Below are 11,425 nucleotides of genomic sequence, written 5' to 3'. Positions count from 1 at the left end.
CCGCACGCAGCGAGCAGCAGCGCGCAGGCCGCGGCGAGCGCGGGCAGGCCCGCAGCCCGCGCGACACGGTGAGCGTAGGTGCGTTTCATGCGGCGTCCTTCACGAGTCCCGGCGTCGTCAGCACCACGTCCTTGACGGCTTCGTAGTAGCGGACATAGCCCGTGCAGCGGCAGATGTGCGCGTCGAGCGATTCGGTGATCGTGCGTTCGACGTCGGCCTTCGCGATCGGCTCGCGCTTCAGGCGTTCGATCAGCACGGTCGCCGCGTTGACGAAGCCCGGCGTGCAGTAGCCGCACTGGAAGCTGAAGTGCTCGAGGAACTTCTGCTGGATCGGTGACAGCTCGACCACTTCGCCGGCTTCGTTGCGCTTCGCGTGGCCTTCGATCGTGCGGATCGAGCGGCCGTGGAAGAAGTGCGCGCCGGTAATGCACGTGCGCATTTCCTCGCTCGTGCCGTCCGGCTTGTCGACGATCACGACGCACGCGTGGCAGATCCCCTGCCCGCAGCCGAGGCGCGAACCGGTGAGGCCCGCGTACTCGTGCAGGAACTCGATCATCATCAGCCCTTCCGGCACCTGCATCGGGCCGACGGACTTGCCGTTGATGTTGATCGACAGCGGCTTCGACTGGAACCGGACGAGCGGACGCTCGACGGCAGCCGGTGCAGATGCCGCAGCCGGCACTGCCGGGGCCGAGGCCGGTGCGGCCGAAGCCGCGCTCGGCGCGGAAGCGCCGGTCGCAGCGGCGCTGGCGCTCGCGGCCGAAGCCGCGGTTTGGGCGGTCGTCATGCGAGCACCTCCTGAATCTTTTGCGGGGTCACCGGCAGGTCGGTGAAACGATGGCCGATCGCGTGCGCGATGCCGTTCACGATCGCGCCGACGACGGGGATCATCACCACTTCGGCGACGCCCTTCGGCGGATCGGTCTCGGACAGCGGCGGCAGCACGTCGCCCGTCTGCGTCCACACGGCGACGTCGGACGCGCGCGGCAGCTGGTAACGGTTGAAGTTCCACGTGCCGTTGCCGGGGCCGTCTTCATACAGCGGCAGGTACTCGTGCAGCGCGTGGCCGATCCCCATCGCGAGACCGCCCTGCAGCTGGCCCGACACGAGCTGCGGCGAAATCTGGTTGCCGCATTCCATGACCGAGTGATGCGTGAGCAGCTCGACCTTGCCGGTCGCTTCGTGCACGGCCAGCTCGACGAGCGTGCCGACTGCCGTGTAGTACGTGACGGCCGCGTTGTTGCGGCTCGTCGGCGGGATGAACACGCGCTTGCGGTCCAGCACGCGATAGCCGTTCGCGGTCGGCGCCAGCGTGCCGCGCATCGCGGTCGCGCCGGCCGGCGCGGCGGTGCCGGGCACCGGGCCGTTGTCGCCCGTCTTCGGCGCGCCGACGCGCAGCGACAGCCCGTCGATCGGCAAGCGTTCGACCGTGCCACCGACTTCGAACTCGGCGTCGGTCCACTGCCAGCGGTTGAACACGTGCACGACGGCGCCGGTCGGCAGGCCGAGCGCATAGGCCTGCTTCGCGAGCTGTTCGAAGCTCAACGGCTCGAGGCCGTCGGCGGTCAGCTTGCCGTCGACCCAGCGCGCGTCTTCGATACGGATCGTGTACGGCGCGGCCTGGCCGCCGCCGAGGCCGCGCGTCCAGATCGACATCGCCGCCGGCCACAGGCCGTAGCGGAACACCGCGCGCGCGGCTTCGCGCGTGCTGTGCGTGAAGTAGTACGCGGAGTTCGTCGCGCTCGACGGCGACGCATAGCTCGGCGACCAGCGCGGGTTCGCGCTCAGGCGATCCTGGTCGGCCTGCGACATGATGTACGGATCGCCGCTGGTCTCGACCGGCAGGTCCGGCCATTCGGTCACGGCCACGCGCACTTCCGTCGCCGGGCGGCCCAGCCATTTCGCGACCGCGACGGCCTGCGACGTCGACATCCCGGTGCCGATCTCGGCTGCCGTGTGCTGCAGCGACACCTTGCCGTTCTCGTCGAACTCGACCTTCGCGAACGACGCTTCCGCGCCCGTGCCGAAGTCCTTCTGCACGCATGCGAAGCCGACGCCGTAGCGCTTGCCCGGGTTCGCCGCTTCGTATTCGGCCTTGCGCGCGACGCGACGCGTCCACAGCGGATGCTGCTTCGAGCGCTCGAGCACCTCGTCGACGCGCAGCGCGCCGGCGGGAATCGCACCCTGCGTGTTCTTCATCCCCGAACGCAGCGCGTTGCGCAGGCGGAACTCGATCGGGTCGATGTTCAGCTGCGCGGCGATCTCGTCGACCGCCATCTCGGTCGCGGCCATGCTCTGCAGCGTGCCGTAGCCGCGTGCGGAGCCGGCATCGATCGCGCGCGACGCGATCGCCACCGCGGCCAGGTCGCTCTTCGGGAAGTAGTAGATCGATTGCGCGGCCGTTGCGCCGACCATCGCGACCGACGGCGAGAAGTTCGAGCGCCCGCCGCCGTTCGCCTCGAAGTCGCCCTTGAACGACTGCAGCAGGCCCGTGTTGCGGTCCACCGCGATCCGGTAATGCATCTTGAACGCGTGACGCTTCAGCGACGTCTGGAACTGCTCGTAGCGGTCGTTCGCGAAACGCACCGGGCGGCCGTCCGCGTACAGCGCGCAGACCAGGCCGTAGAACGGCACGTTGAAGTGATCCTTGGAGCCGTAGCCGACCGTGTAGCACGGATGCACGAACAGCTTCTTCACCGGCATGCGGCACTTCGCGACCATCTCGGCCGCGTGCTCCGCCACTTCCAGCGGCGACTGGGTCGGCACGACGAGGTGCAGCGACTGCGTCGCGGTGTCGTACCAGCAGTTCGCGTTGTCCGGTTCGAGCGCGGACGTGTCGACCGACTGCGTGTTGTACTCGCGGTCGAACACGAGCCAGTCGGCCGACGGATGGTCGAGCTCGCTGGCGATCTGCCCGGCCAGGAACATGCCCTGCTCGTCGAGCTTGCCGTGCTCCTTGCCGTCCGGCCACACCGGCAGGTGCTTGCGCATCATGCTCGGGAAGATCGGTGCGTCCTTCAGGCTCGAATAGACGTCGTCGTCGTAGGCCGTCTTGCCACCCACCCGCACATAGCGGAAGGTGCCCCACGGGTCGCGCTCGAGCGGACCCGTGACCGCGCCGTAGCGGATCACGTCGTCGCGGAACTTGAGCGCGTTCTTCGCGAAGCGGAAGCGCGCGAAGTCGTGGTAGATGAGGATCGCGACCGCATGGCCGAGATACGCGGGCGTCTTGCCGGACGGCAGCAACATGTCGTCGCCGTAGAACGCCGGGAACGCGACGCCGTCGCGCGCGAGATCGTCGGCCGTGACCACGCGGTCCGGCTTCAGGTCGTCGCCGAGCAACGAAAGGTCGAAGCCTTCGTAGGTGCGGTCGGCCTGCGTGACGCGCAGGATCAGCGCATGCGACTGCTGCTGCGGCCAGTGCGGCATGTCGGCTGCGCGCACGTCACGGGCGAACACTTTCGAGCCCGTGACCTTCGCGATGCCGTCGATGCGGAATTGGGGGATGCCGGTGACGCTATCCCATTTGACGGGGGTGAGGAGTTTTTCTTCGAAGAGCGCCGCGAATGCGCGGCTGCCCAGGGGCGCGACATACACTGCGACGCCCGCCAGCACGCTGGCTTTCAGAAAACCCCGCCGTGACAGGCCGTGGTTTTTCATTGGGGGGAACCTCCTGATGCGGCTCGGACGGCGATCGGGTGTCGCGACGTTCGGAGCGGCGCGCATTCTGGCATTGTTTTAGATATATCGCCTATAGTATTTCTCGCATGAAATACTTATCGAATTTCTTATAACGGTGTTCAGCCGGGCTGCGGCAGCCGGTCGCGGGTGGCGATTCGTCCCCGTCGCGTGATCGTTTGCCGCGGTTTCGATCGGATCGACCGCATCCGGCGGACCCGCGCCGCCTGCCAGGCGACCGGTCTCCCGTCGGTCGCCGAACCGCATTCCGTTCGCAACGATGCTGCCGTGGCGCCGGTGAATGTGCAAGACTTTCGCGGGCGTGGTTTACGACTAGTGGCCGGTGCGGCGCCCGATGCGGCGCATGTTTCATGGTAATGTCGTGCGCATCCGGCCTGGCCGGGCTTCCGCCATGTGCCGTGCGGGCGCCGCCAGCCATCGCGACATCGTGTCGAGGTTAAAAACCATGGCAGTCAGGGCATCTCTCCTGCACTCCGTTCTCGCCACTCCCCCCTCCGGCAACCACCGTGTGACGGCCGCGCTGCGCCCGTCGATGCTCGTTACGCTGTTCGAAGACGTCCGCCCGATGGCACTCTCCGGGCTCGCGAGCGGCTTCGTCGCGGCCGTCGCGCTGATCCGGCTTCAGCAGCTCTGGTGCCTCGCGTGGCTGATCGTCGACGTCGGCCTGCTCGTCGCGCGGCTCTCGATCGCGCGGGCGTACGCGGTGCGGCGCGACGCCGGCGACGACCGCGCCGAATACTGGGCGATGCACTATGCGCCCGTGTCGCTCGTCGCGTGCTTCGTGCTCGGCCTCGGCGTGATGGGCTGCGTGCAGGCCGTCGACGTCGAGCTCGGCACGCTGTCGGTGATGGTCGCGGGCGGCGTGTTCGGCGGGATCGCGTCGCGCAATTCGGCGCTGCCGCGCCTCGCGATGATGCAGGTCACGCTCGGCGTGCTGCCGATCGGCGTCGGTGCGCTGCTGGCCCACCGGTCGGGCGCGTGGCTGCTGCTGCCGCCGCTCGCGATCTATCTCGCCGCGATGCGCACGGTCGTCCAGCGTCACTATCGCGTGCTCGTCGCGCTGATCGCCGCTCGCCAGCGCAACGCCGAACTCGTCGCGCGCTTCGACGCCGCGCTCACCTACATGCCGCACGGCCTGTGCATGATCGACGGCGAGCGACGCGTGATCGTCGCGAACCGGCGCACCGCGCAATTGTTCGGCTCGCCGCGCGAGATCATGCTCGATACGCCGCTGCCGGCCGTCGTCGCGGCGCTCGGCGCGAACGACGCGACCGATCCCGGTGGCGCCAGTCTCGCCACGCAGTGCGAGCTCTGGCTGACCTGCGACGAACCCGCGCCGCTCGACGTCGTGCTCGCCGACGGCCGCCAGCTCGAACTCACGCGCCACCGCGTGCCGGACGGCAACGCGGTGATCATCGTCGAGGACGTCACCGCGCGCCGCCGGACCGAGCAGCACATCCGGCACCTCGCGCGGCACGATGCGCTGACGGGTTTGCCGAACCGCCACGAACTGCATGCCGAGCTCAAGCGGATGCTCGCGCGCCGGCCGCGCGCGCCGGGCCCCGCGCTCGCCGTCATGTATCTCGACCTCGACGGCTTCAAGGCGATCAACGACCGGTTCGGCCACCACGCCGGCGACGACGTGCTGACGCAGGTGGCCGAGCGGCTCGGCAAGACGCTGCCGCCCGGCGAGCTGGCCGCACGAATCGGCGGCGACGAGTTTGTCGTCGCGCTCGACGACACGACGATGCACGCGTGCTCGCTCCTCGCCGCGCGCATCATCCGGCAGATCTCCGCGCCGTACACGCTGTCGATCGGCGCGACCGTGAGCCTGGGGATCAGCATCGGCATCGCGCTCGACGACGGGCACGGCTCCCCCGATGAACTGATCCGGCAGGCCGACAGCGCGCTGTACGACGCGAAGTCGGCCGGCAAGGGAATCTACCGTTTCTATTCGAGCGGCAGCAGCCACGTCGCGCCAGCCACCGTGAACTGACCCGGCTGCGCCGCCCTCTCTTTCCCCCGCGTTCGCTTCCTCCGACGATTCAAACCCGAAACGCTTTGCGTGACCGCACGTGGCGCCGCGCGTTCGCGTGTCACGTGACGTGTTCCGTAACACCGCCGCCTGCCACGCATCACGTTGGCTGCAGAAGCCGGCACGATCGAATCGGCGCCAGGCTTTTCAAACCTGGCACTTTTATTGCTCCCTGTCAGGGAAACAGGTTGTCAGGGAGACCCAACATGAATACCGTCGAAGTCCTCAGCCGCAGCGATACCATCGACGAACTGGATGTGATCGACGGCGCAGCACTGATCCGCCGGCTCGTTTCCGAGCGCCGCATGCCGGCCGCACGCGAAGCCCGATGCGTCGACAATCCGCCGCTGACGCTCTACGGCGCGTTTCGCCAGGGTGTCGCCGATCACGGCGCGCACCGTGCGAATCCGTATCGTGCCGGCAGCCGTTTCTGGGCACTGTGGGAAGAAGGCCGTATCGAAGCTGAAACATCGGGCCGATAAGACGGCTGCGCGCGCCGGCCCTGTCGCGGCAACGGGCCGGCGCGAAACATCGCCCCCGAATGCGGCCGGCGCGCACGCCGGCATGCGTTCATCGCTGCAACATCGCGCGGGGTTCCGCGTATCGGCTGTGCAACTCGCCCGTACGCCTCCATGCGCTTGCCGGTCGATGGCGGTAGGCGTTGCACGCGCCCGGTACACCGCGCAGCGGTCGTTTCCCGATAAGATGGCAGATTCCGTTCATCGAACGATGCCGCCATGACCGCCTCTTCCTCGCACCGCAATCCCATCCACTGCGAAATCGATCTCGACGCACCCGGCAAGCACGCGGGCTACCTGCGGCTGCCGCATTCCGTACACCGCTCCGCGTACGGCTGGCTGCCGATCCCGATCGCGTCGATCCGCAACGGCGACGGCCCGGTCGCGCTCGTGATGGCCGGCAACCACGGCGACGAGTACGAAGGCCAGATCATCGTGTCGCAACTGATGCGCGAGATCGAGCCCGAGATGGTCAGCGGGCAGCTGATCCTGCTGCCGATGGCGAATTTCCCGGCGGCCGATGCGGGCCTGCGCGTGTCGCCGCTCGACGAAGGCAACCTGAACCGCAGCTTCCCCGGCGACCCGACCGGCACGCCGACGCAGATGATCGCCCATTACATCGAGCATGCGTTGCTGTCGCGCGCGCAGTATCTGGTCGATCTGCATTCGGGCGGCAGCTCGCTGCTGTACCAGGGCGGCAACATGCTCGCGATCGATCCGCTCGACGCCGACGAAGCCGCGAAGCTCAACGGGCTGCTGGTCGCATTCGGGTTGCAGAATGCGCTGCTGCACGCGCCGAACCCCGTGCATTCGGCATCGGCCGCGCGTCGCCAGGGCGCGATCTCGATCGTGACCGAACTCGGCGGCGCAGGCATGGCCGATCCGTCGCTGATCCGGCTCGGCCGCCACGGGCTGCTGCACTACCTCGGCTATATCGGCCTGCTGCACGGCGCGCTCGTGCCCGATGCGCCGCCGACCGTCACGCGCTTTATGCGCGTCGACGGCGAACGCCACTTCGTCTATGCGTATGAGCGCGGGTTGTACGAGCCGCTCGTCGAACTCGGCGACCAGGTGAAAGCCGGGCAGCCGGCCGCATGGGTGCATTTCCCCGATACGCCGCTGCGTGAGCCGGTGCTGCACCGCTTCAAGGGTGACGGCGAAGTGGTGTGCAAGCGCGTGCCCGCGCAGGTGCGGCGCGGGGATTGCCTGTTTCAACTGGCGGAGTTGTCGACGCCGGCGCGTGTCATCGAGTGATCGCGACTGGCACAACCCGCCGCCGCGAAGGATATCGACAACGCGTCACAACCGTCGTACGCCGGCGCCGGTGCATATTGCGAACACGCTGACCGTCAGCCGGACGCCCCTGGCAACTCATTGTCCTGCGCAGCGCCACATTGGTGACAATGCGGGAAGAAGAAGAAATTCCGGCCGCCGCATTCGCAGACATTGAAAAGCCTCAATCCGCAATGTACGCAGAACGTGGAATCGTCGCCGCCGAGATTCCATTGTTTGTCGCATGACGGGCAGCGCTTTTTTTCGAGTGACCGAACGGCTTTTTCGTATCCGATCGTGCGCGCGCGTGCGCCCTGATCCTGCTGCAATTCGAGCCGTTTGCGTTCGGCATAGCGCTGAAATGCCTTCATCATGTAAAGGCCGGCGAATACCGTGAGCGCAATGCCGACCAGAACCCGGACATAGCCGCCGAAATTCGGCAAGTACGGAACCAGCTCAACGAAAAACGCACTCAGCGCAAACAGGCCAAAACCATACACGAAAGGCCAGTAGCGCACCTTGCGGTAACGGACGAACAGCCAGATCGCAACCAGCAGTATCGGTAACGTCAGCGCCAGCCGCAGCCCGAACACCTGGATCTCGTAGTGCCGGGTTGCCTCGTCGAAGCGCCGTTCGGCTGCTGCGTCCGCTTCGGCGATTTGCGTGTCCACTTGAGTCTGCTGCGAGGCCAATGCCCGTTGCTGGTCGCCGATCGCATCGATCTGATGCTGCCAGTTGACCACCACGGCCTGGAGCGTATCGAGTTTGTGCGTTCTCGCCAGAAGGTCCGGGTCCCTCGCACTGTCTCCTGTCACCGCGCGGGTTGCCAGCCAGTTGCGGAAACTTTCCTTCTCGGCCGCGTACTCCTTCGCGGCGCGGCCGCGCGCCACTTCCATCGTGTCGGCCTTCTCGACAAGCGCGTCGTGCTGAGCCTGCAGACGGCGCCGCGCCGCGTCCAGCCGCGCCTTTGCCTGGGTATCGGCGAATTGCTCGATGGCGGGCGGACCGCCGCTCGGCGCGAACGCCATGTCGCGAATCACGAGACTGCCGAGCATGTTCAGAAAGACCGCGAAGATGATCGCGATCGCCCATGACGCGAGTCGCAGGAGCCGCGCCGGACTGGTCAGGCCGTCACCGGAAGTCATCATTATTGTTCGCCCTCTGTTGGAATGGTTTTCATTGTCGTCAATCCCGATACAACCGTCGATTGTCTCTTTCTCGTCGATTTCAGCCCGGCGCCACGCCGATGCCGCATGCCGACCCGGAAGGGGCACTCGAGCTTTTCGAGATCGGCCATTCGTTCGATCAAAAAGTGAAGCGGGCGTGGAATCGCGGGATATTGGCGGCAGGCGGTGCCAAGCGGCACCGAACCAGTCGCTGCATATCGCCATAGCCACCCGGACGTCGCCGTGCCGCTGCGAACCGCACCCGTTACCTACGCCTTAAAGCCCAAGCGCCTGTTCCAGTCGCCGCATCTCTTCCCGCCACTGTTCCTGCAGTTGCGGCTTTTGATGTTTCGGTTTGCGTGTGAGCTCTGCCGCCAGCCATGCCTCCAACTGACACCAACGTTGCCACTGTGCCTCAGCGTCACAGCTCGCGGATTGAACACCGGTGGGGTTCCGTGTCGTCGGAATCTGCTCGGGTGCAGCGGCATCACGAGAGGTGAACAAATTTCGATACGCGCTTTCAGCATCCGGCAATTCTTGCAAGCGCCCGTTATGGATTGCCCAAAAGCGATTGCAACTGTGCTCGATCAGTTCGCGGTCGTGCGAAACCAGGATGAAACCACCATCGAACGCCGCCAGCGCGGCAGCAAGTTCGGATTTACCTTCCATATCCAGATGATTGGTCGGTTCGTCAAGCCACAATAGGTGGTAGCTGGCCATGGACAGCGCGAGAAATAGCAGACGCGCCCGCTCGCCGCCACTCAGCGTGGCCACGGTCTGACCATGGCGTACATACGCAAACCCGGCAGAAATCAACGCCTGCCGTCGCTCTTTGTCGCCGACTGGCGCAAATTTATAGAGCGCGTCCGACAACGTGGCGTCGTCGGCCAGTTGATGCAATGACTGATCGTAGTAGGCGATGCGCGCCGCTGGATGATAACGCCAACCCATGCGCGCATCTCCCTGCTGCAGATCGCTCCAGCACTGGCGAAGCAACGATGATTTGCCCGTGCCATTGCGGCCCAGGAGTGCGATCTTGTCACCTGGCCGCAACCACAAATCGTGAACCTCGAACAGGATCGGTTCTTCTGCCTGGGCGCGGACATGCAGGCCTTCGAACGCCAACAGACGATCCGCCGCCAATGGTCTTCCTTGCAGCTTCAAGCGCCAGGGGCTGCCATGACTCACAAAGGTCTGGTCTTCCTTCAGTTTCTCGACACGCCTTTGCATGGACTTGGCCTGGCGCGACAGTTTCTCATTGTCGTGCTCGCGCCCCCAGATGGCCAGACGTTTGCTGCTGGCGGCTAGCCGGTCTATCTCGTTTTGCTCACCTGCATGACGCGCTTGTGCCGTTGCATCATCCTTGGCCAACGCGGCCATGGCCCGGCTGCACGGCATATCGAAACTGTACAAGCGCTGATCGCGCAGAATCCAGCTTGTGTCGCTGAGGGTGTCCAGAAGTCGCGGATCGTGCGATACCAAGATGAAGCCCCCCTGCCAGCGGCGCAGAAAATCTTCCAGCCACAATAACGAGGGCAGATCCAGATGATTGCTTGGTTCGTCAAGCAACAGCAGATTCGGCTGCTTAAGGACTGCACGTCCCAGCAGCAAACGAGTGTGCTGACCGCCGCTCAGGTCGGAAATGGGTGTGTCCGCCACGGTGGCAAGCTCTAAATCGTCCAGCAGACTGTCTACCCGCCAATGCTCCGCCCGTTGCTCGCCGACGCTCTCCAGCAACGCCGCTCGTGTCGTCAGGTCGGCAAGTCCTGGCGGTAGATGCTGCTCGACGTGTTGCAGGCGGCACATTGCCGCATATTGCACGCTACCGGCACTGGGTTCGCGGCTGCCCGCCAATACATCAAGCAGACTGCTCTTGCCGCAGCCGTTGTGGCCAATCAGGCCGATACGGTCGCCAAGTTTTACAGTAAAGGAAAGATCCTGGAATAGCGGGCCATGTCCGGTTTCCAGTTTCAAGGAAAGTGCAGAAATCAGCGTTGTCATGCTCTTGCTCTCGTTTTTTCGGGACGTGTTTGTCCCTGTCAACAGGAGCGCTGGCGACAACCTAGGAGTCGAGAAAGGACTCGGGAGGAGAAGGCTTTGCTCTGACCGGGTTATCGCAGCGCGATGGAACTCAGGCAGGAGCGGGCGAATGTGCTGAATAAATGTGCCAACATCAGTGGGCGCACTAGCAAAACCATATTTACCTCCTTTTTTAAAAAGAGTGGAATGTAGCGTTGGAGTTTATCTCGGCTCACGTCGGTTATACAAGCCGCTGGCGTTACGGCTCCCGATCCTTTCCGTGAGCGATCTCGGAATGCTCCGCGACAACCCGCTATTGGGTGGCCAATGTCTGCTTTAAAGAACGTGTTCTGAGTAACGGCTCCTGACCGGGAACCGTTACCGTCATATTGAATGACGCGCGTTGCCCGTAGCCCTATGTGATTCAAGCACCTTCAGCTTCATCGTCTTCCGGCACCTAATCGGCATGACTGATAGGCCATCGAAACAACGACATCTGCCCGATCCACGGCGGTCATCTACGTCATATACACCTCGAACGGCCGCGGCTCGCCACCACGCCCGCTCGCCCCACCCCACTCCCCCTGCAAGCCTTCTTACACCACCCGCGAAATCCTTATCGAAATTGCTTCGTTCGCCTTTGCCGGCCGCGCCGCTAACGTGTTCGAAACGGCGGCGGTCCGCCATCTGCATCGCAGCAGGATGCACACCGGCCG

Annotated in this window: 7 protein-coding genes; 3 read left to right on the top strand and 4 right to left on the bottom strand. The window is 65.1% G+C overall.

Annotated features, from left to right (window positions below; translation table 11 throughout):
• Positions 1-85 precede the first annotated feature (85 nt).
• On the bottom strand, positions 86-787 hold the full coding sequence (locus G3N61_RS25090; protein WP_089452929.1) for a (2Fe-2S)-binding protein: 702 nt from the start codon (positions 785-787) through the stop codon (positions 86-88).
• On the bottom strand, positions 784-3,660 hold the full coding sequence (locus G3N61_RS25085) for a molybdopterin cofactor-binding domain-containing protein (RefSeq protein ID WP_205823850.1): 2,877 nt from the start codon (positions 3,658-3,660) through the stop codon (positions 784-786). The genes G3N61_RS25090 and G3N61_RS25085 overlap by 4 nt, the downstream gene beginning before the upstream one ends.
• Before the next feature lie 484 nt (positions 3,661-4,144).
• Here G3N61_RS25085 and G3N61_RS25080 point away from each other — a divergent pair, with 484 nt between their 5' ends.
• The 3 genes from G3N61_RS25080 (at position 4,145) to G3N61_RS25070 (ending at position 7,506) form a co-directional block, all read left to right on the top strand.
• Positions 4,145-5,695 (top strand): sensor domain-containing diguanylate cyclase, encoded by a 1,551-nt coding sequence (locus tag G3N61_RS25080; RefSeq protein ID WP_205823849.1) that lies wholly within the window; start codon positions 4,145-4,147, stop codon positions 5,693-5,695.
• Positions 5,696-5,940: 245 nt separating this feature from the next.
• Complete coding sequence (locus tag G3N61_RS25075) at positions 5,941-6,216, top strand: hypothetical protein (RefSeq protein ID WP_043186765.1); 276 nt, start codon at positions 5,941-5,943, stop codon at positions 6,214-6,216.
• Positions 6,217-6,471: 255 nt separating this feature from the next.
• Positions 6,472-7,506, top strand: a complete 1,035-nt coding sequence (locus G3N61_RS25070; protein WP_205823848.1) for a succinylglutamate desuccinylase/aspartoacylase family protein — start codon at positions 6,472-6,474, stop codon at positions 7,504-7,506.
• A gap of 95 nt (positions 7,507-7,601) precedes the next feature.
• On the opposite strand, the gene G3N61_RS25065 is transcribed toward G3N61_RS25070, so the two are convergent.
• Both G3N61_RS25065 and G3N61_RS25060 read right to left on the bottom strand, forming a co-directional pair.
• Entirely contained in the window at positions 7,602-8,672 is a 1,071-nt protein-coding gene (locus G3N61_RS25065; RefSeq protein WP_205823847.1) for a zinc ribbon domain-containing protein, read from the bottom strand.
• A 294-nt stretch (positions 8,673-8,966) separates the two neighbouring features.
• Entirely contained in the window at positions 8,967-10,691 is a 1,725-nt protein-coding gene (locus G3N61_RS25060) for an ABC-F family ATP-binding cassette domain-containing protein (RefSeq protein ID WP_205823846.1), read from the bottom strand.
• Between the last annotated feature and the right edge of the window lie 734 nt (positions 10,692-11,425).

Source organism: Burkholderia sp. Ac-20349 (assembly GCF_017104865.1).
GTDB classification, from domain to species: Bacteria; Pseudomonadota; Gammaproteobacteria; order Burkholderiales; family Burkholderiaceae; genus Burkholderia; species Burkholderia aenigmatica.
This window is presented reverse-complemented; position numbering and strand designations above follow the sequence as displayed.